Raw genomic sequence first — 18,391 nt, forward strand, 5'->3', positions numbered from 1 at the left:
TCCTCGCTGTGATTCGAGCGCGATTTTTCGGTTTTGCTGTCCCCGATCAGCGATGCCCCTGCCGCCGGCCGCACAACACCTGTGGATAATTATTAGATAAACTATACAACCGGTGTTTGTTTCTCCTTTCGAAGCCCCCTTTCGGGTCCCAAGTGTATAGGGGATGATGTCGAACACTAACCGCGTTTACAGGCTAGCAAAGCGGCCCGAAGGGACTCCCGACCACGATACGTTCGAGCTTTCCGAGGAAGAGATCCCGGAACCGGGGCCTGGCGAGGTGCTCATCAAGACGCTGTACCTCTCTGTGGACCCGTATATGCGCGACCGGATGCGCGACAGCGAATCGTACGAGGAGCCGTGGGACGTGGGCGACGCGCTCCGCGGTGCCGTCGTCGGTGAGGTCGTCGAATCCAACGGCGCACGCTTCGACGAAGGCGATGTCGTCACTGGTGAGCTGGAGTGGGCGGAGTACGCCACAGCGCCCGGACCGGTACTTACAGAGGTCAATCCCGAGCTCGCACCGATTTCGACAGCGCTCGGTGTCCTGGGGATGCCGGGCCTGACAGCGTACTTCGGTACCCGAGACGTGGCACAGCCCTCGGCCGGCGACACGTTCGTCGTCACCGGGGCTGCCGGGGCCGTCGGCTCCGTGGCGGGCCAGCTCGCCAAGCTCCAGGGCGCACGCGTCGTCGGCTTCGCCGGCTCCGACGAGAAGGTCTCGTTCCTCGAAGACGACCTGGGCTTCGACGAGGGGATCAACTACAAGACGACCGACGATTATCGGGCCGCGCTGGACGAGGCCGCACCGGACGGCGTCGACGCCTACTTCGACAACGTCGGCGGACCGATTACCGACGCGGTGTTCACGCGACTCAACACCGACGCGCGTGTCGCCGTCTGCGGACAGATCTCGCTGTACAACAGCGAGGAAGTCCCGATGGGGCCGCGCAAGCTGACTCAGGTCATCCAGTCCCGGGCGACCGTCGAAGGACTTCTCGTCTCCGACTTCGAGCCGCGGTTCGAGGAAGCGACGAAGCAGCTCGGTCAGTGGGTCGCCTCGGGCGACATCTCCTACCGAGAAACCGTCACCGAAGGCATCGAGAACGCGCCCGACGCGTTCCTCGGGCTGTTCGAGGGCGAGAACATCGGCAAGCAGCTCGTGCAGGTCGCCGAGCGATAGAAAAAGCGAGTATCCGGTTATAGTTCGCCGAGCTTACGGAGGAGTTGGCCGCGGTACTCCTCGTCGGCCTGGACGCCTTTCAGTTCGAGGACGTTGCGCTCTAGCTTGTCGAGCGCGACGTTGAACGCGGTTTCAGCGCCGTAGCCTTCGCCGGAGCCGGCCGCCTGGCCTTTGTTGGTTCGCAGGCGGATCTGACACTGTATGAGCGGCGTGCCACGGAGCTTCTCCTTGTGCTCGTGGAACCGGACGTGGGCGTGCTGGACCTGCATCGCCCCGTACTTGTCCGCGACCGCCTCGATGTCGGACCGGATGTCCGCACGGGAGATGGTGTCAAGCAGTTTGATGTTCGTAATCTGGACGTCCATGTGTTCCTCCTCGGTGTAGGTCAGCGCGCGGAGCACGTCGGTTTTCGTGAGGATGCCGGCGACGTGGGTGTCGTCGTCTTCCGGCGTGACGACGAGCCCGGCGAAGTCGTTTTCCAGCATCCGCGCGACGGCGTCCTCGACGGAGTCGCCGAGCTTCGCCGTCTCTACCGGACTACTCATCACGTCGTAGACGGGCATGTCGAGCACGCGCTCGATCTCGCCGGAGCGGTCGCCCCGCGTCGTCTTGTTCATGTCCCGGACGACGACGTCGACGATGTCGTGGCGCGTGACCATTCCGGTCAGGCCGTCGTCGTCACCGAGCACCGGCAGCCGGGAGATGCCGTGTTTCCGGAGGAGATTGACGACTTGCCCGACGTTGGTATCCTCGGACACCGTGATGACATCTCGCGTGTAGATGTCCTCGACGCTCAGCGCGTCGAGGTTGTCGAGAACCGCGTCGAGGATATCGTCCTCGGTGACGATGCCCCAGAGCTCGTCCGCCTCGAACACCGGCGCGAGCTTGACTCCACCCTCGACCAAGACGCGCGCGACTTCGCGCACGTCGTCGGTGCGCTCGACTTTCGGTGCCGAGCGCGTCATCGCCCCCGCTTTCGCGTTGTCCTCGACGTGGGACTGGACCAGCTGTTTCTGCGTGATAACGCCAGCGTAGTCACCGTCTTCCGTGACGATGATACCCTTGGGGTTCTCGCGTTCGAAGATAGACCGGACTTTCCCCAGGCGCTTGTTGGCGTCAACCTCGACAAACTCTCTGGTGGCGATATCAGCAATATCCATCGTTCTTCACAGTTCGTAGATTCGACGTGTGGGGTTATCAAGGTTGGTTTAGTCCCCGGAAACCGAGAGACGAACTAAGCTTTAGGCCCTTGGGTCTAAGGTCAGTGTATGCTGCCCGACATTGGCGTCTTCGGTCCCTACACATATCTTGTCACAGAGGTGGTCTGGGGAGTATTGCCCTCGTGCTGCTCTGGCGTGCGAACGCCCTCCGGATGGCGGCCAAGACCATCGTCGTGCTCTATCCGATTGCCTACGTCTGGGACTGGTACACCCTCACCGTCGGTGTCTTCGCGATCAAACTCCGGACCGGTGTCGACCTGCTCGGGATTCCCATCGAAGAGCACATCTTCATGATCGTGGTTCCCGCGCTCATCCTCGGCATCCACGAGAACCTCCACGGTCTTTCGTCCGGGTCAAACGCCGAATAGTCAGTAATCGAATACTGGTTTCAGTTGTTAACTACTCCTGCGTTAGCGTTACAACTGGAAGTAGACCATCTCACAAGAAATGGGGATTTCGTGCGTATCAGGGCCTGAAGACACAATCTGTCCTATGCAGACATCTCTCACAGTACCTATATGTGTCAGCCGGGAGTGCTGTCTGATAGCTATGAGTGATACTATCCCGACACCTCACATCGAGCTGTACGTTCGGTCGATGCTGCCCGACGGCGCACACGAACGACAGGAGGCGGTCATCGACCGTCTCCAGACGCTCGACGAGAACGACCACATCGACGGGTTCAACGTCATCGTCTGGGGCAAGCAGATCGCACCCCAGTCGGCCGCCGCACGGACGGAGGAAGGGACGTACATCCTGAACCGCGTCGCCGAGTTCAAGCAGTGGGCGCTGACCAACAACGTCTCGCTGGAATCCTTCTATCAGGACACGACCGTTGACTCAGAAGTGGCGGAATCGGCGTACGACACCATGGCGCTACCAGTCATGGGGCTGGCTGAGTACGACGGCAACGAACTCGTCCACGTCGCACCCTGTACGAAAGGCGATGTCGTCCACACGATTACGGACCGGCTCGAACGCCTCGAAGCGGGCCAGCCACCCTCCCTTGATCAGGAGCACGGCGGGGTGAGCGTCGTCTAACGAGGGATCGGTTACGAGGACCGGACCGTTTCGATATACGACGTGAACTCGTCTGTCGCCGACAGCACTTCGAGCACTTCGTCCGGGTCGCCAGCCAGTTCGTACCCAGGCCGTCCTTTCCCCGTCGGTGACTCCGTCTGTTCGGTTCGTAACAGCCCCTTGTCGGCGAGCTGGCCCAGCGCCGATATGACCTTCTGGCGCTCGACGCCGCCGAACGGCTGTCGGTCGATATCCGCGAGATGTGCCTTCGCCGTCTGGGTCACATGATAGGAGTGGGCCGGCGTTTCGCCGGCCGTTTCGAGTTCTGCAACCGCCAGTAGCACGAACTGTTCGAACGCGTCCGCCGACTGGACCTGATCTCTCATATAGATGACTCTAACGCGGTTGGGGCAAGAAACTATGGGACGACTCTGTCGGTCCGGTGATCTCATTCCGATTCTGTTGAAACGCACATCCGTCGGAATCACTTACTCGACGGTAGTAGAGACAGACGACGAACGCGACTGGCTACGCTCGTCGGCTACGTCGTCAGAAATGGGTTCGGGCGGATTGTGAACCAGAGAAAGACTCACTTCGTTCGTCTTTCAGGGTTCAAATCCGCACTCACGCGTAGATTCGTCGCTCGCGGTTTGCTTGCGACAGAAGTAGTGGGTTCGGGCGGATTTGAACCGCCGGCCTCCTCCATGTCAAGGAGGTGTCATAACCGACCTAGACCACGAACCCTCACTGCGAGGTACACCACATTGTTTCCGATGGGTATAATTGAAGGTTTCGAATTCCGTATCACCACGTTGTCTGTTGATTGCCCACACATACTCGTCGGCGAGCAGGGGTCCCGATAGGCTTAAGTCAATGTACGGATTTGTACATCACAACACGAAAAAGTCCATTGGTGAATACAATGAAAGAGTATATTGAACGCGTCACTGACGGTGACGACCTGACACAGGACGAGGCCCGAGCCGTTGCGACGACTGTCTTCGAGGATGCGACAGAGGCACAGATCGGTGCGCTCCTGACGGCACTGCGGGCGAAGGGGGAGACGGAGGCCGAGATCGCCGGCTTCGCCGAGGGGATGCGTGACGCCGCACGGACCATTCGACCGGACCGCGAGGGGCTTGTCGACACCTGCGGGACCGGCGGCGACGACTACAACACGATCAACGTCTCGACAACGAGCGCCATCGTCGCTGCCGGGGCTGGCGTCCCCATCGCCAAACACGGCAACTACTCTGTTTCTTCATCTTCGGGGAGTGCCGATGTGCTCGAAGAAGTCGGCGTCGACATCGAGGCCGAACCGCCGGCCGTCGAGGAGACTATCGAACGAGACGGCATCGGTTTCATGCTCGCTCCCGTGTTCCACCCGGCCATGAAGGCCGTCATCGGCCCGCGCCAGGAGCTCGGGATGCGGACAGTCTTCAATATTCTCGGCCCGCTGACGAACCCCGCTGACGCGGACGCGCAGGTGCTTGGTGTCTACGACCCGGACCTCGTGCCCGTGATGGCAGAGGCGCTGGCCCGACTGGACGTCGAACGAGCGCTGGTCGTCCACGGTGACGGCCTCGACGAGATCGCCATCCACGGCGAGACGGCTGTCGCGGAGGTCACCGGCGACCGGATCGAGGAGTACACCATCACTCCGGAGGATATAGGGCTTGAAATGCACGACATCGAGACCATCTCCGGGGGATCGCCCGAGGAGAACGCCGCCGACCTCCGTGGCATCGTCACTGGCGACGTGACCGGTGCAAAGCGGGATATCATTCTCGCGAACGCCGGCGCGGCCATCTACGTCGCCGGCGTCGCCGACACGCACGAAGCGGGGGTCGAACAGGCCCGACAGGCCATTGAATCGGGCGCGGCGGCCGACAAACTCGACGACCTGATCGGGGCATGACGCGCGTGAAGATCTGTGGCGTGACGGACAACAAGGACCGCGACGCCGTTATCGCGGCTGGCGCTGATGCGGTCGGCGTCATCCACGGCGTCCCGGTCGACACGCCCCGAGAGGTCGACGAGAAGACAGCCACGACGCTCGTCGATGGCGTCCCGCCGTTCGTGACGAGCGTGCTGGTGACGATGCCGACGACGGTCCAGGAGGCTGTCAGGCGTATCGACAGGGTCGAACCCGACGCAGTGCAGGTCCACGACGGACTCTCACCGGCGGAACTCGGGGCCCTCGATAGCCGAATCACCCAGAACATCGTGGCTGTGGTCGAGGCAGAGGCCCCAGCTATCGAAGACTACGCCGACCACGTCGACGCCTTGCTCGTCGATTCGGTCGACGCCGACGGCGGCGGTGGCACGGGCGAGACACACGACTGGGAGCGTACGCGCGACCTCGTCGACTCGCTGGACGTCCCCGTCGTGCTGGCCGGCGGATTGACTCCCGAGAACGTGGCTGAGGCCGTCGAGACTGTCAAGCCGTTCGCCGTCGACGTGGCGAGCGGTGTGGAGTCTGCCGGCGGAAAGAAGGACCACGACGCCGTCGAGCGGTTCGTCCGGAACGCCACGCGAGCGTCGGAGGGTGGGGTATGACCCTCGATATCTCCCGCGCGGAGTTCGTCGAACACGCCAAGGCCGACCGCCCGGTCGTCGTCCGCACCGCCGCGGAGCTGGCTGTCGACGTGGAGCCGTTGACCGCGTATTCGGCGCTGACCGGCCGCACGAGCGACGTGGCCGCAAACGACTACACGTTCCTGCTGGAAAGCGCCGAGAAGGTCGCCTCAAGCGACCCCGACGGCGCGTTCGCGCCGGAGACCGACGACCGCCACGCCCGCTTCTCCTTCGTCGGCTACGACCCGCGCGCCGTCGTTACCGTGACTGGCGACGAGAGCGAGGTCGAGGCGTTCGACGACCGCTACGCCGACCTGGTGACGACCGACGGCGGCGACGTGGTCGACGATCTCCGGGCGGCGATGCCCGACGTGGCGCTGCGGAACTTCCCGGAGATGGACCGCCAGCACCTCGAAGGCGGCCTCGTCGGCTTCCTCTCGTACGACGCCGTCTACGACCTCTGGCTCGATGAAGTCGGTCTGGACCGGCCCGACTCGCGGTTCCCTGACGCCCAGTTCGTGCTCACGACATCGACGGTCCGCTTCGACCACGTCGAGGACACTGTCTCGCTTGTGTTCACGCCGGTCGTCTGCCAGGGCGAGGACGCCGGTGACCGCTACGACGAACTGGTCACCGAGGCCGAGCGCGTCGAAGGCATCCTCTCGGACCTCGCCCCGCTGGAGACCGGTGGCTTCCGCCGCGAGGACGAAGTCGCCGGCCCCAGAGACGAGTACGAGGACGCCGTCGAGTGCGCCAAGGAGTACGTCCTCTCGGGCGACATCTACCAGGGCGTCATCTCACGGACCCGCGAACTGCACGGCGAGGTCGACCCGCTGGGCTTCTACGAGGCGCTCCGAGACGTGAACCCCTCGCCGTATATGTATCTGCTTGGCTACGACGACCTGACTATCGTGGGCGCGAGCCCGGAGACGCTCGTCTCCGTCGCCGGCGACCACGTCGTCTCGAATCCTATCGCGGGGACGTGCCCGCGCGGGAACTCCCCCGTCGAGGACCGCCGCCTCGCCGGCGAGATGCTCGCTGACGGCAAGGAGCGGGCCGAGCACACGATGCTCGTCGACCTCGCGCGCAACGACGTGCGCCGCGTCTCCGAGGCCGGCAGCGTCCGCGTCCCGGAGTTCATGAACGTCCTCAAGTACAGCCACGTCCAGCACATCGAATCCACGGTGACAGGACGACTCGCCGAAGACAAGGACGCCTTCGACGCCGCCCGCGCGACGTTCCCGGCCGGCACCCTCTCGGGCGCACCGAAGATCCGCGCCATGGAGATCATCGACGAACTCGAACGCTCGCCGCGTGGCCCCTACGGCGGCGGCGTCGGCTACTTCGACTGGGACGGCGACACCGACTTCGCCATCGTCATCCGCTCGGCGACGGTCGAGGACGAGGGCGACCGGGACCGCATCACCGTCCAGGCCGGGGCCGGCATCGTCGCGGATTCGGACCCCGAAAGCGAGTACATCGAGACCGAGCAGAAGATGGACGGCGTGCTGACGGCGCTGGAAGGAATCGAAGAGACTGGAGATCAGTCGTCAGCCGACAGCCCCGAGGAGGTGACCCGATGAGCGCGTCACAGCCCGCCGGCGAGGAGGCCGTCAGGGACGACCTCCGCGTGCTGTTCGTGGACAACTTCGACTCATTTACGTACAACCTCGTCGAGTACGTCTCCGAACACGCCGAGACTGAAGTCGTCCGGAACACGGCATCGCTCGAAGACGTCGAGGCGTTCGACCCCGACGCAATCATCCTCTCGCCGGGTCCGGGCCACCCGAAGAACGAACGGGACGTCGGCGTCACGCTGGCGGTCCTCCGGGCGGTCAGCCCCGACGTGCCGACGCTGGGCGTCTGTCTCGGCCTCGAATCGGCGGTGTACGCCTACGGCGGTACCATCGGCCGCGCGCCGGAGCCGATTCACGGCAAGGCGTTCCCCATCGACCACGACGAGCAGGGCGTCTTCGCGGGACTGGAACAGGGGTTCCAGGGCGGGCGCTATCACTCGCTCATTGCAGAGGACGTTCCCGAGGAGTTCGTCGTCAGCGCGACGACGGAGACCGAGGACGGCACGGAACTGGTGATGGGTGTCCGCCACCGCGAGCACCCCATCGAAGCTGTTCAGTTCCATCCGGAGTCAGTCCTGACCGCGGTCGGCCACGACGTTATCCGGAACTTCCTCGCCGGACTCTAGATCACCTGGAAGCCCAGTATTCCGAGTATCCAGAGGACGGCGACGGCGATGATAGCGATGATGACGAGTCGCCACGCCACCTTCATCACGAGCCGACCGACCAGTAGCACCACGGCGATAGCCAGCAAGCCGACGAGTATCGCCGGCGGTGAGGGAAGCGATCCGAGCTGGAGGAGTGGCAACATATTATAGAGAGGAATGCCCACGGGGAAATACTTCGTGGCTGTCTCGGGGCTCTCCGGTTCTCTGTGTTCGTCCTGCCGGACTAACTACCGCAGTCACGCCGCCAAAGATTCAAACCATCAGGTATGCTACATCCTGACATGAGCGTAGCCGGACTGTGTGAACTCTGTGAGCGCCCCGACGTGGACCACACCTGCGATAGATGCGGGCGACTCGTCTGTGACCGCCACTGGGACGAGGACACCGGGATGTGTGTCGAGTGCGGTGCGGAGGTCGGCCAGCCGAGCGACCGGATGTCGCCGGAGGATATGCCCGACGGCGTGGACACGTACCGGTTCTAAGCTATCGGAACTGATTCAGTCGCTGTTTGAGCTGTTTCGCGGACTGTCCGGCGGCCTTGAAGAACGCGTCACCGGAGTCGTCGCGCCGCGTGTCGGCGTCCTCGCCGGCGAAGATGATGCCCCGCGAGGAGTTGACGAGGCCGACGCCGTCGGCGAGACCGTGCTCGACGGCCGCTTCGGCGTCGCCACCCTGCGCGCCGACGCCGGGGACGAGGAACGGAATGTCCGGAACTAATTCGCGGATTTCTTCGAGTTCGTCGGGGTTGGTCGCGCCGACGACGAGTCCGACGTTCCCGTTCCCGTTCCAGAGGTCCGCGAGGTGGACCACGCGCTCGTAGAGCTTCTCGCCGGAGGCCAGTTCGAGGTCCTGGAGGTCCTCGCCGCCGGGGTTGGACGTGCGCCCCAGCACGAACACGCCCTTGTCCGCGCGCTGGAGAAACGGCTCCAACGAGTCCCGGCCGAGGAACGGGTTGACCGTGATGGCGTCGGCCGCAGGCCCTTCCTCGTCGTCGAGAATCCGGGCGTACTGCCGCGCCGTGTTGCCGATATCGCCCCGCTTTGCGTCGAGCAGCACGGGCACGTCCTTCCCGTGTGCGTAGGCGATGGTCTCTTCGAGGGCGCGCCAGCCGTCGGGGTCCTCGTAGAAGGCGGCGTTCGGCTTGTAGCAGGCGGCGTGTTCGTGGGTCGCATCGATGATGCGGCGGTTGAACTGCCAGCGCGGGAGGTCGGCGTCCAGCACGCTGTCGGGGAGGCGGTCGGGGTCCGGGTCGAGGCCGACCGACACCACGCTGTCGGCGGTCGCGATTCGGTCCGCGAGACGGTCGAAGAAGTGCATAGATACCGCGGCGGCTGGCAGCGATACAAGCGTTTCCTTCTCGCGTCGTGCCCGCTTCGATGGAATCAGATTTGATATTCTTCCCCGTGTCTATTTCACAACGCAGGTAGAAGCCCGCTCATGGACCGTTTCATGGATGTCGGCCATGTGGCCGAGACCCTCCCAGACCTGAGCGAAGCTCTGGACGACCCGCGGCTGCGGCAGTTCGGACTCGTCGGTGGTGTCCTGCTCGTGGCCGTCGGCGCGCTGTTGTCGCTCGCGCCCGCGTCCGGACAGTGGCTGTTCTGGTCGTACGCTGTCGCGGCAACGCTGGTGTTTATCGGCGTTCCGCTGTTGTGTCTCGGCCTCGCCGCTCCCGACCCGGAGCCCGGGTCGCTGTTCCATCTCGGCATCGAACTAACGACGACACAGCGCCGGGCCGTCGCGCTGGGGTCGCTCTGTATCACCGCGACACCGATTGTCATCGCCGTCGGAACGCCGCTCGGCCTCCCGACGCTGGTGCTTGCTATCGCTGCCGCGACAGCGGTGCTCGGTTCCGTGCTCGTCCTCACTGGCTTCGTCGCGTGGACGTCCGCGGCTATTGCCGAGCCGAGTCGTCACTGATACTGTTGGCTGTAACTATTTTAAGATATTCGCCACCCGGGGTGGCGAAATTCTTTACAGACGTACAGCCGACAGTATGAGTACAGCTATTTCAGTCGGAGTCGCAGCCAACCGTTTCTTTCTCCGGAAAACCCTCCTACCCGAGAGGGACTGCTCCAGCACGTCGACCGCGGCTTTCACCGCCGCGCCGCTGTGAACGACGATGGTTGTCCCGTCGACGGTGAGATCATCACGATCCGGCACGGTCGCGGGCTCTCGCTCCAAGACCAACCAAGCCGTCTCCGGCGTTACCTCGACGATTGCCACTTCGGCGTCGTCGGCCGTCACGCGGTAGGCGAAGGCCCCGTCCGGCGTCGGGTCCACGTCCCTATCGGCATCGACGACGGACACGTCGGCAAGCGGCCCGCGCTGGAGGCCGGTCAGTTCCGAGGCGAGCAACTGTCCGATCCGTCGGCCGTCAGCAATCCTGTCTTTGACCATTAGAGCTCCTCCCGAACGTCGGCAGCGATGGCTTCGACGTCGACACCCTCACTCCGCGCGTACACCACGGCCGCGGCCTCGAGCGTGACACCGATGTCGGACTGGAGCGCGTTGATGCCGGCGACAGCGGTCTGTTTCTCGATGCCGGCCTCGACGACCGCATCGAGCACCCGCTCGAACGTCGACCGCGACTGCAGGATTTCCTCACCCGGCGTGAACCCGTCCGGAATCGTGGTGTGTGTCGCGTCGAAAGCGACGACGAGGTCGTCCTCGTCCCGTTCGACCAGCCCCTCGCTCGCGGCCACGTCCACCAGCGTCTTAGCCTGGTCGGGCGAGAACCAGTTCCGGTCCAGCGAGAGCGCGACGACGAACTCGCTTTCCGCCATCCGGTCGGTTCCACGCTGGCGGAACGGTGCGGCGACGGCCGTCTTCAGACTCATCGTCAGAGCAACCGGTCGGCGCGGGGGTAACGATTACGATGGCGAGTCGGCATCGAACGGTTCAAGTAGCCGCTGGGTCTTCCTTCCCGTATGAAAGACCAGGGACGCTCCCCTCGCAAGCGGACAGGCGGCCGCCGACGACCGAACCACAAGAAGAAGAAACACGAGCTCGGCAAGGACACCGTCGAGACGCAGGTCGGCGAGCAGCGACTGAAGACCGTCGACTCCCGCGGTAACACCCAGAAGGTCCGTGCGGTCAAGACCGACGTTGCGAGCATCGCCGACGGCGCGGAAACCATCGAAGCGACCATCGAGAACGTCGTCGAGAACCCGTCGAACCCGAACTACGCCCGGCGAAACATCATCACGAAAGGCGCAATCCTCGACACCTCCGAGGGACAGGCCCGCGTGACCTCCCGCCCGGGACAGCACGGTCAGGTCAACGCCGTGCTGGTCGAGTAATCCGGCACGCAATCAGCTTTTTCGGCTGTTCACGGACTCGGAGCGACAGCGTCAGCTATGGCCGGGGAGCGGCCTTCTGGAGCGCGCTTTCGGCGATGTTGCCGCCGTAGTCGGCGGTTCGGGACAGCGAGTCGACCACGCGGCCAAGTAGCTGTGCGCTCTGTGGGTCTAGCTCCCTGACTTTCCCGTCGACCTCGCGGGCGGTTTCGTCGACTTCGGGAATCCGGGCACGGGCCTCGTTTGCCAACTCGACGGCCTCGTCGTTGTCGTCAGCCAACAGCGCATCCATCGCGGTTTCGGGGACAGCGATGGCCTCGGTTTCCAACTGATCGAGAAGGTCGGCAGTTTCGCCGGTGATTTCGCCGATTTCCTGGGAGAGGCTGGCGATTTTGGTCGCGTGGTCAGCAATGCGCTCTAGCTGACGGGCGCTGGACTGATAGTCGAACACTGTCTCACGCGGGAAGCCGATTTCGTTGGCAGCCGTCGGATTGCGAAGGACGGTTCGGAACACGCGCGAGACCATGTACCAGAGGCGGTCCACGTCGTCATCGCGTTGTATAACGTCTTCGGCGAGGTCGTTGTCGTCCTCGATGAGCGCCTTGACGGCGTCTGAGAGCATCGTCAACGAAACCAGCCGCATACGCGTGATGGCGTTGAGAACAGAGAGCTCCGACGAATCCAGCAGGTCCTGCAAGACGACTCGGTCAGCCGTCTCCTCTATCATCTCGAGGCCGACCAGTCCCTGTGTCGCATCGCGGATGATGCGTCGCTGCTCGGCCGTTATGCGAGCGGCCTCCAGTCGGATGATGTCGAAGCCGCTGACGTACATCGTCATCACTGCCCGCGTGAGTTCGTGCCTGTTTTCGAGGCCGGTCACGTCTAGCGTTCCCTCGACGTGGTCGTCGCCGTGCTGTGGCGAGACCAGTAGCAGGTCGTCTTCGGCGTAAAACTCGACGATACTGCCGCTCTCGACACCATTCTCAGTCGCCCACTCCTTCGGTAGTGAGACAGTGTACGTGGACCCGCCCGTCAGCTGTACTTTGCGCGTCTCCATAGTACTACGAATACGCGCTGCAGATTTATAAAATATGCTGTGACTATATATTACTGATCGAAACTCTGACCTGTGCTGTCATGAAATAACGACACACGCTGCGGGCGCTACCCCGTGTAGTATGGTGTCAATATCAGGATCAACGAGTTGTTCTCTAACTGGGCCGCTATCGGGCTTAGACGCCCGTTACCCCGCTTTAGGCGCGCGAGATAGCAACGCCATCAAAATATATAGTAGTATATAGTGTTTATATCCAGATATAGGGCTAATAGTAGGGTACTTATCCGCTCTCTAACTTCCATCAGGTGATGACAGATTCACCGAGCAGTGGTCTCTCACGTCGCCGATTTTTAACAAGTTCTGGTGCGATTGGGGCGCTGGCACTGGCCGGTTGTACGCAGAACACGAGCCGTGGCAACGACGGCGGCTCCACTGACAGCGGTTCTGACGGCCTCTCGGGGCAGGTCATTATCAAGGGCAGCAGTACCGTGTTCCCCATCTCCGACGCGATGGCCGAGGAGTTCATGGAAGAACACGGGAACGTCAACGTCACCGTCGACTCCACGGGGAGCGGCGGCGGCTTCGAGAACTGGTTCTGTCCCGGCGACTCCGATATCAACGGGGCTTCCCGCCCTATCAGCGACGCCGAGATAGAGCAGTGTTCGGGCAACGACGTCGAGCCTGTCGAGTTCGAGATCGCGGGTGACGCGTTGACTGTCGCGGTCAACAACGACGCTGACTGGGTCGACTGCATGACCTTCGACGAACTTCGCCAGATCTGGAGCGACGAAGCGGGCGTCACGAACTGGTCGGACGTGCGCGACGAGTGGCCCGATATGGAGATCGAACGCTACGGCCCGGCGTCGACGTCCGGGACGTTCGACTACTTCAACGAGAACGTTGTCGGCGAGGACACCGAACACACAACCGAGTACCAGCCGACCGAAGAGGACGAGACTATCGTCAAAGGGATCCGTGACAACGAGGGTGGGATGGGGTATTTCGGCTTTGCCTACTACAACTCCAACTCCGAGGCGGTGAAAGCCGTCGAAGTCAAAGCCGAAGAGGGCGACGAATGTACCCCTCCGAGTCTGGCAAACGCCAAGGACGGTTCCTATCCGCTGGCCCGACCGCTGTTCATCTACGCGGCCGAGTCAGCGCTTCAGCGAGAGGAAGTGTACGAGTTCATTCAGTTCTACCTCGAGCAGGCCGAAACCGACCTAGTGCAGGATATCGGGTACGTGCCGTCGAGCGCCGAGCAGCGCGACGAGAACCTCGAAAAGCTGGACGAGATCGCCGGCTAACACGGTCGAGAGCCGGCTTACTCACATGAGTACATTATGAGAGACAACACAATGAGTACCGAGACGCCCGGGCCGAATATTACGTCCAGACCGAGTGGGCGTGCAGCACGCGAGCGTATGTACCGATACGTCTTGCTCCTGTGTGCTGCCGCGTCGATTCTCGTCACCGTCAGCATCGTCGTGTTGCTCGCACGCGACGCGATTACGTTCTTTACGCTGGTGAACCCGGTCGACTTCTTCACCGGAACGGAGTTCCTCATCAGTCGGAACGTCTACGGGTTACTCCCGCTGTTGAGCGGCACGCTGTTGGTCACGGTGATCTCCGCCGTCATCGCACTCCCGACGGGTGTCGCGGCCGCGGTCTATCTCAGCGAGTACGCTAGCGACCAGATGCGCTCGGTGCTGAAACCGGGGCTGGAAATTCTGGCTGGTATCCCGACAGTCGTCTACGGTATCTTCGCGCTCGTGTACGTGACACCGTTCCTCCAGACCATCGGGCTCCCGGTGAACACGTTCAACATCCTCAGCGCTTCCATCATGGTCGGTATCATGATCATCCCGATGGTCTCCAGCCTGAGCGAGGACGCGATGAGCGCCGTCCCGGACTCACTACGACAGGCCGGCTACGGGATGGGCGCGACGAAATTCGAGGTGACCACCGGCGTCGTCGTCCCCGCGGCAGCCTCGGGCATCTTCTCCTCGTTCATTCTCGCCCTGTCGCGGGCCATCGGCGAGACGATGATCGTCGTCGTCGCGGCCGGCAGCCGGCCCCGGATGCTGAACCTCTCGGACCCGCTCGCGAACCTCTTCCAGGGGTACCAGCCGATGACGGCGGCGATGGTCCAGATCAACAGCGCCGACAGCGTCAGTCAACTGGGCTTTACCAGTCTCTTCGCTATCGGCCTGACGCTGTTCGTCATCACGTTCCTGTTGAACCTGCTGAGCAACCGAATCGCGGCGCGATACCGGGAGGAGTACGAATGAACACTGGGGGACTGAACTGATGGCAACACGAGAACCTGAAACGGGCTGGCACGGGGAGAACAGCGATGTCAACCATCTTCGGGGCGTGCCTTCGAGGCGACCTGTCTCGCGGCGACCGCGTTCGGACTCGTCTCCGTCCTGCTCCTCCTGCTGTTCGTCGCCAACGACGCGTTCCGACCCTTCTCGGCCGACGCAGGGTGGCTGGCGACCTACGCCGCGACGGTACTGGTGCCGCTGGCCGTACTGGCCGTCTACTACTACCGACTTGACGAACCGGCCGGCGAAGTCGCCTACGTCACCAGCGGGCTCCCGGTCGTCGGACTCCTGCTCACGGGCGGGTTTGCGGTGCTGTTCATCGAACTGCTCTCCGTACTCGAGTGGTTCGCGCTCCTCATCTCGCTGGTCGTGGCCGGCGGCCTGATCGTTGCACACGGCCGACTACGGCCGAAGGCCGCGCTCGAACGCCTCGCCGTGGTGCTCCTCGCTCCGATTATCACGGTATTCGGGCTGCCACCCACCAGGTTCAACTGGTTCGTCACCGACGCCGCCGCGGCGCTCGGCCTCGACTTCGGGCTGTACTATCGCGTAATAAGCCTCCGAGAAGCCATCATGATGCTCCCGTTCGTGCCCACGGACTGGGTCATGTTACTCCTGACGCTCGTGCTCCCAGTCGCCGGTGCCGCAGGCTGGTTCGTCGAACAGCGACGCGAGTCGCGGCGTGACGGCCTAGCCGTCGTCGGGCTGACGGCGGCAGTTGCGGTGCTGGGCGTCGTCGCCGGACCACTGCTGGGAATTGGGACCGACGTGTGGCTGCTCATAGTCACATTCGCCGTACTCCCGCTGGGTGTCTACGTGGAAGGCGTGCTCCGTCGTGGCGAAGGCGTCCGCGGCCTCGCCTTCCCGGTCGCCGCCGTGCTTGGCGTGGTCGTCGGCAGCGTCGTCACCGGCGCGCTCGGGTTTGCCGGACCGGACCCCTGGCTCGACTGGGGGTTCCTGACGAGCGCGACCTCACGGACCGCCGCCGATGCCGGTATCTACCCTTCGATGGTCGGCTCGGTGATGATGATTATCGTGATCGTGCTCACCACGTTCCCGGTCGGCGTCGGGGCGGCGATCTACCTTGAGGAGTACGCACCCTCCCAGGGGCTGATGGGCAAGTTCGTCACACTCATCGAAATCAACATCGGGAACCTCGCCGGTGTGCCGTCGGTCGTGTACGGCCTGCTCGGACTGGCGCTTTTCATCCGAGTTCTCCAGTGGCCCCAGGGCTCCGTCATCGTCGCCGGCCTCGCGGTCGGCCTGTTGATCCTCCCGATTGTGATCATCTCCGCACAGGAGGCGATTCGATCCGTCCCCGACTCGTTCCGACAGGCCTCCTACGGAATGGGGGCGACCCGCTGGCAGACGATCCGGCAGGTCGTCCTCCCCGAAGCACTTCCGGGCATTCTGACCGGGACGATACTGGCGCTGGGTCGGGCCATCGGCGAAACGGCCCCGCTGCTGATGATCGGGGCGGCGGCGTCGGTCCGGCTCGCGCCGAATAGCTTCTTCGACGTGGCGAGCATGATGCCACGCCAGATTTTCTCATGGTCGTCGGAACTGGACCCGTCGTTCCGCCACGGCGTGCTGGCGGCCGGCGTGATTACACTGCTTGCAGTGTTGCTGGTGATGAACGCGACAGCGATTGTCATCCGGAACCGGTATCAGCGAACAGGATAATTCATGACAGAGAACGAGATGACGAGCAACGAGAGTACCGAGCCCACACCGACCACTGAAACAGCCGCGTCGTCGCCGGACCCGTCCGGCGACCCCCTCGTCGACCAGTCGATCGACGTGGAGGGAACGGACGCGAACGCGGGCGAGACGGGGAAGCCAGTCATCGAGTCCCGCGACCTGAACGTGTTCTACGGCGAGACGCAGGCACTACAGGGTATCGACCTGGCCATCCCGGAAAAACAGGTGACGGCCATGATCGGACCCTCCGGCTGTGGCAAGTCCACGTTCCTGCGGTGTATCAACCGCATGAACGATCTCATCGACGCGGCGCGGGTCGAGGGAGACCTCTACTTCGAGGGGAAAAACGTCTACGATGCCGACGTGGACCCGGTGGCGCTGCGGCGACGCATCGGAATGGTGTTCCAGCACCCCAACCCCTTCCCGAAGAGCATCTACGACAACGTCGCTTACGGCCTCCGGATTCAGGACCAGACGGAGAACATAGACGAGAAAGTCGAGACGGCTCTCAAGCGCGCCGCGCTGTGGGACGAAGTCAAAGACCAGCTGGACAAGAGCGCGCTCGACCTCTCGGGCGGCCAGCAACAGCGGCTCTGCATCGCCCGCGCTATTGCCGTCGACCCGGATGTCATTCTGATGGACGAGCCGGCGTCGGCGCTTGACCCGATTGCCACCTCGAAGATCGAGGACCTCATCGAGGAACTGGCCGAGGAGTTCACCGTTGTCATCGTCACTCACAACATGCAGCAGGCGGCCCGTATCTCGGACAAGACCGCCGTCTTCCTCACCGGTGGCGAGCTGGTCGAGTTCGACGACACGGACAAGATATTCGAGAATCCCGATAGCCAGCGCGTCGAGGACTACATTACTGGCAAGTTCGGGTAGCCTGTACTATCGCTGTAACGTCGCTTCGGTGTCGATGCCGTACACCGCCTTCGGCGTCTCGACGTGTGCCGTTCTGACTGCGTCCTCGTGTCCGTTCTCCAGCAGCCAGCGGACACGCCGTGGCACCGTCTTCGGTCCGAGCACCGCGCCGGGACGGTCCGGGTCGTCGATATAATCGGTCTCCATCAGGAACGGCTCGTCCGTCTCAACCGCAATCTCCAGTTCGTCCTTATCCGCAAGCACCGATTTGACTGGGCCACGGAGCCGCCCGCCGGAGTAGTGTTTGACGACCTGCATACGGTCGAGGCCACGGTCTTCGGCCCAGCCAGCCACTGCTTCAAAGTCTTCGCCGCCTTCGGTATGGAGCTGTATCGCACAACCTACGTCGGCGGCCCGTTCGAACCCGTGACACATCACCGCATTGGAGGCCTCCCAGACGGCGTCGTCAACGTCGTAGTGCGGTCGCCCGGACTTCATCGCGAGCGCGTCACCGTTATCGACGTACTCCGCCGCCACGTCGAGGCCGGTCTGCATGATGTCCCGTGCTTCCGGCGGCGTGTAGCCGTCATCAACGAGTTTCGAAATCAGCGCCGGGTGGACCCCGAGGACAGGCCAGGCGCGGCCGTCCAGTACCTCGGTCGCGGCGGCAGCGGCCTCGACGGTGAGGTCGAACACCTCGCGGAACGTCTCCGCCGCTGTCGCCTTCTCGACGAGGTGCCAGGACGGCTTGTTGAGCACCAGCAGGTGTGTGCCGCCCTGTGAGGCGAATTCCTCGGCTGCCGCGACGTTCCGGCCGTTGACCGGATCGAGATGGAGGTGGTTGTCCAGTACCGGCGTGTCGTCGATGTCCATACGTGGCCAATGGCACTGGCGGAAAAAACAG

19 protein-coding genes, 1 tRNA gene and 3 pseudogenes are annotated in these 18,391 nt (G+C 63.2%); 14 read left to right on the forward strand and 9 right to left on the reverse strand.

Going from position 1 to position 18,391, the window contains the following annotated elements; all coding sequences use genetic code 11:
• The first annotated feature begins 166 nt into the window (after positions 1–166).
• Positions 167–1,180 (forward strand): NADP-dependent oxidoreductase, encoded by a 1,014-nt coding sequence (locus Har1131_RS07295; protein WP_050038238.1) that lies wholly within the window; start codon positions 167–169, stop codon positions 1,178–1,180.
• A 17-nt stretch (positions 1,181–1,197) separates the two neighbouring features.
• Here Har1131_RS07295 and Har1131_RS07300 read toward each other — a convergent pair whose 3' ends face one another.
• The gene (locus Har1131_RS07300; RefSeq protein WP_050007162.1) at positions 1,198–2,340 is read right to left on the reverse strand and encodes a CBS domain-containing protein; all 1,143 of its coding nucleotides are present in this window, start codon (positions 2,338–2,340) and stop codon (positions 1,198–1,200) included.
• A gap of 108 nt (positions 2,341–2,448) precedes the next feature.
• Between Har1131_RS07300 and Har1131_RS07305 the strand changes: the two are divergent.
• Together Har1131_RS07305 and Har1131_RS07310 are read left to right on the forward strand one after the other, a co-directional pair.
• A pseudogene (locus Har1131_RS07305) lies at positions 2,449–2,768 on the forward strand (lycopene cyclase domain-containing protein).
• Positions 2,769–2,949: 181 nt separating this feature from the next.
• Positions 2,950–3,441: an HTH domain-containing protein gene (locus Har1131_RS07310; RefSeq protein WP_151145692.1), complete on the forward strand. Its 492-nt coding sequence runs from the start codon at positions 2,950–2,952 to the stop codon at positions 3,439–3,441.
• 11 nt (positions 3,442–3,452) lie between these two features.
• Here the strand turns inward: Har1131_RS07310 and Har1131_RS07315 are convergent, their stop codons facing one another.
• Both Har1131_RS07315 and Har1131_RS07320 read right to left on the reverse strand, forming a co-directional pair.
• A complete protein-coding gene (locus Har1131_RS07315) occupies positions 3,453–3,806 on the reverse strand; it encodes a hypothetical protein (RefSeq protein WP_050007161.1) in 354 nt (117 codons plus the stop codon).
• Positions 3,807–4,089: 283 nt separating this feature from the next.
• Positions 4,090–4,164, reverse strand: a tRNA-Val gene (locus Har1131_RS07320).
• 178 nt (positions 4,165–4,342) lie between these two features.
• Here Har1131_RS07320 and trpD point away from each other — a divergent pair.
• From trpD to trpG, 4 genes are read left to right on the forward strand one after another with little or no spacing between them, the layout of a single operon-like run.
• Positions 4,343–5,338 carry an anthranilate phosphoribosyltransferase gene (trpD, locus tag Har1131_RS07325; protein ID WP_044952246.1) on the forward strand — a complete coding sequence of 332 codons (996 nt, stop codon included), beginning with the start codon at positions 4,343–4,345 and terminating at the stop codon, positions 5,336–5,338.
• Positions 5,335–5,979: a phosphoribosylanthranilate isomerase gene (locus Har1131_RS07330; RefSeq protein ID WP_151145695.1), complete on the forward strand. Its 645-nt coding sequence runs from the start codon at positions 5,335–5,337 to the stop codon at positions 5,977–5,979. Before trpD ends, Har1131_RS07330 begins: the two co-directional genes overlap by 4 nt.
• The gene (trpE, locus tag Har1131_RS07335) at positions 5,976–7,580 is read left to right on the forward strand and encodes an anthranilate synthase component I (protein ID WP_151145698.1); all 1,605 of its coding nucleotides are present in this window, start codon (positions 5,976–5,978) and stop codon (positions 7,578–7,580) included. The genes Har1131_RS07330 and trpE overlap by 4 nt, the downstream gene beginning before the upstream one ends.
• Positions 7,577–8,200 (forward strand): anthranilate synthase component II, encoded by a 624-nt coding sequence (gene trpG / locus Har1131_RS07340; RefSeq protein ID WP_151145701.1) that lies wholly within the window; start codon positions 7,577–7,579, stop codon positions 8,198–8,200. The genes trpE and trpG overlap by 4 nt, the downstream gene beginning before the upstream one ends.
• On the opposite strand, the gene Har1131_RS07345 is transcribed toward trpG, so the two are convergent.
• Positions 8,197–8,385 (reverse strand): hypothetical protein, encoded by a 189-nt coding sequence (locus Har1131_RS07345; RefSeq protein WP_146417115.1) that lies wholly within the window; start codon positions 8,383–8,385, stop codon positions 8,197–8,199. The two genes, trpG and Har1131_RS07345, sit on opposite strands and share 4 nt — an antisense overlap.
• Before the next feature lie 138 nt (positions 8,386–8,523).
• On the opposite strand from Har1131_RS07345, the gene Har1131_RS07350 reads away from it, so the two are divergent.
• Positions 8,524–8,724 carry a hypothetical protein gene (locus tag Har1131_RS07350; RefSeq protein ID WP_064287625.1) on the forward strand — a complete coding sequence of 67 codons (201 nt, stop codon included), beginning with the start codon at positions 8,524–8,526 and terminating at the stop codon, positions 8,722–8,724.
• 1 nt (position 8,725) lies between these two features.
• On the opposite strand, the gene pyrF is transcribed toward Har1131_RS07350, so the two are convergent.
• Positions 8,726–9,559: an orotidine-5'-phosphate decarboxylase gene (gene pyrF, locus Har1131_RS07355; RefSeq protein ID WP_014040831.1), complete on the reverse strand. Its 834-nt coding sequence runs from the start codon at positions 9,557–9,559 to the stop codon at positions 8,726–8,728.
• Positions 9,560–9,679: 120 nt separating this feature from the next.
• Between pyrF and Har1131_RS07360 the strand changes: the two genes are divergently transcribed.
• Entirely contained in the window at positions 9,680–10,162 is a 483-nt protein-coding gene (locus tag Har1131_RS07360) for a hypothetical protein (protein WP_049943000.1), read from the forward strand.
• Positions 10,163–10,300: 138 nt separating this feature from the next.
• On the opposite strand, the pseudogene Har1131_RS07365 reads toward Har1131_RS07360, so the two are convergent.
• Together Har1131_RS07365 and Har1131_RS07370 are read right to left on the reverse strand one after the other, a co-directional pair.
• Positions 10,301–10,642, reverse strand: a pseudogene (locus Har1131_RS07365) (hypothetical protein); the annotation flags it as partial.
• The gene (locus Har1131_RS07370; RefSeq protein ID WP_014040828.1) at positions 10,642–11,082 is read right to left on the reverse strand and encodes a DUF2240 family protein; all 441 of its coding nucleotides are present in this window, start codon (positions 11,080–11,082) and stop codon (positions 10,642–10,644) included. The gene Har1131_RS07370 and the pseudogene Har1131_RS07365, both read right to left, overlap by 1 nt.
• 90 nt (positions 11,083–11,172) lie before the next feature.
• Here Har1131_RS07370 and Har1131_RS07375 point away from each other — a divergent pair, with 90 nt between their 5' ends.
• On the forward strand, positions 11,173–11,544 hold the full coding sequence (locus Har1131_RS07375) for a 30S ribosomal protein S8e (protein ID WP_008311571.1): 372 nt from the start codon (positions 11,173–11,175) through the stop codon (positions 11,542–11,544).
• Between the two features lie 55 nt (positions 11,545–11,599).
• On the opposite strand, the gene Har1131_RS07380 is transcribed toward Har1131_RS07375, so the two are convergent.
• Positions 11,600–12,598 (reverse strand): phosphate uptake regulator PhoU, encoded by a 999-nt coding sequence (locus Har1131_RS07380; protein WP_014040827.1) that lies wholly within the window; start codon positions 12,596–12,598, stop codon positions 11,600–11,602.
• Between the two features lie 308 nt (positions 12,599–12,906).
• On the opposite strand from Har1131_RS07380, the gene Har1131_RS07385 reads away from it, so the two are divergent.
• From Har1131_RS07385 to pstB, 4 genes and pseudogenes are all read left to right on the forward strand, one after another.
• On the forward strand, positions 12,907–13,902 hold the full coding sequence (locus Har1131_RS07385; protein ID WP_014040826.1) for a PstS family phosphate ABC transporter substrate-binding protein: 996 nt from the start codon (positions 12,907–12,909) through the stop codon (positions 13,900–13,902).
• Positions 13,903–13,953: 51 nt separating this feature from the next.
• A complete protein-coding gene (gene pstC / locus Har1131_RS07390) occupies positions 13,954–14,886 on the forward strand; it encodes a phosphate ABC transporter permease subunit PstC (protein WP_151145704.1) in 933 nt (310 codons plus the stop codon).
• Positions 14,887–14,905: 19 nt separating this feature from the next.
• Positions 14,906–16,605, forward strand: a pseudogene (gene pstA / locus Har1131_RS07395) (phosphate ABC transporter permease PstA).
• A 3-nt stretch (positions 16,606–16,608) separates the two neighbouring features.
• Positions 16,609–17,508 (forward strand): phosphate ABC transporter ATP-binding protein PstB, encoded by a 900-nt coding sequence (pstB, locus tag Har1131_RS07400; RefSeq protein ID WP_014040823.1) that lies wholly within the window; start codon positions 16,609–16,611, stop codon positions 17,506–17,508.
• 6 nt (positions 17,509–17,514) lie between these two features.
• Here the strand turns inward: pstB and Har1131_RS07405 are convergent, their stop codons facing one another.
• Positions 17,515–18,360 (reverse strand): TatD family hydrolase, encoded by an 846-nt coding sequence (locus tag Har1131_RS07405; protein WP_151145707.1) that lies wholly within the window; start codon positions 18,358–18,360, stop codon positions 17,515–17,517.
• Positions 18,361–18,391 lie beyond the last annotated feature (31 nt).

Origin of the sequence: Haloarcula sp. CBA1131, assembly GCF_008728975.1 — an archaeon.
In the GTDB taxonomy this organism is placed as follows: Archaea; Halobacteriota; Halobacteria; order Halobacteriales; family Haloarculaceae; genus Haloarcula; species Haloarcula hispanica.

What these genes read in the sequence shown, in the direction of transcription:
- Har1131_RS07295 (WP_050038238.1), top strand. Translation starts at nt 167, where the DNA reads ATGTCGAACACTAACCGCGTTTACAGGCTAGCAAAGCGGCCCGAAGGG.
- Har1131_RS07300 (WP_050007162.1), bottom strand. Translation starts at nt 2,340, where the DNA reads ATGGATATTGCTGATATCGCCACCAGAGAGTTTGTCGAGGTTGACGCC.
- Har1131_RS07310 (WP_151145692.1), top strand. Translation starts at nt 2,950, where the DNA reads ATGAGTGATACTATCCCGACACCTCACATCGAGCTGTACGTTCGGTCG.
- Har1131_RS07315 (WP_050007161.1), bottom strand. Translation starts at nt 3,806, where the DNA reads ATGAGAGATCAGGTCCAGTCGGCGGACGCGTTCGAACAGTTCGTGCTA.
- trpD (WP_044952246.1), top strand. Translation starts at nt 4,343, where the DNA reads ATGAAAGAGTATATTGAACGCGTCACTGACGGTGACGACCTGACACAG.
- Har1131_RS07330 (WP_151145695.1), top strand. Translation starts at nt 5,335, where the DNA reads ATGACGCGCGTGAAGATCTGTGGCGTGACGGACAACAAGGACCGCGAC.
- trpE (WP_151145698.1), top strand. Translation starts at nt 5,976, where the DNA reads ATGACCCTCGATATCTCCCGCGCGGAGTTCGTCGAACACGCCAAGGCC.
- trpG (WP_151145701.1), top strand. Translation starts at nt 7,577, where the DNA reads ATGAGCGCGTCACAGCCCGCCGGCGAGGAGGCCGTCAGGGACGACCTC.
- Har1131_RS07345 (WP_146417115.1), bottom strand. Translation starts at nt 8,385, where the DNA reads ATGTTGCCACTCCTCCAGCTCGGATCGCTTCCCTCACCGCCGGCGATA.
- Har1131_RS07350 (WP_064287625.1), top strand. Translation starts at nt 8,524, where the DNA reads ATGAGCGTAGCCGGACTGTGTGAACTCTGTGAGCGCCCCGACGTGGAC.
- pyrF (WP_014040831.1), bottom strand. Translation starts at nt 9,559, where the DNA reads ATGCACTTCTTCGACCGTCTCGCGGACCGAATCGCGACCGCCGACAGC.
- Har1131_RS07360 (WP_049943000.1), top strand. Translation starts at nt 9,680, where the DNA reads ATGGACCGTTTCATGGATGTCGGCCATGTGGCCGAGACCCTCCCAGAC.
- Har1131_RS07370 (WP_014040828.1), bottom strand. Translation starts at nt 11,082, where the DNA reads ATGAGTCTGAAGACGGCCGTCGCCGCACCGTTCCGCCAGCGTGGAACC.
- Har1131_RS07375 (WP_008311571.1), top strand. Translation starts at nt 11,173, where the DNA reads ATGAAAGACCAGGGACGCTCCCCTCGCAAGCGGACAGGCGGCCGCCGA.
- Har1131_RS07380 (WP_014040827.1), bottom strand. Translation starts at nt 12,598, where the DNA reads ATGGAGACGCGCAAAGTACAGCTGACGGGCGGGTCCACGTACACTGTC.
- Har1131_RS07385 (WP_014040826.1), top strand. Translation starts at nt 12,907, where the DNA reads ATGACAGATTCACCGAGCAGTGGTCTCTCACGTCGCCGATTTTTAACA.
- pstC (WP_151145704.1), top strand. Translation starts at nt 13,954, where the DNA reads ATGAGTACCGAGACGCCCGGGCCGAATATTACGTCCAGACCGAGTGGG.
- pstB (WP_014040823.1), top strand. Translation starts at nt 16,609, where the DNA reads ATGACAGAGAACGAGATGACGAGCAACGAGAGTACCGAGCCCACACCG.
- Har1131_RS07405 (WP_151145707.1), bottom strand. Translation starts at nt 18,360, where the DNA reads ATGGACATCGACGACACGCCGGTACTGGACAACCACCTCCATCTCGAT.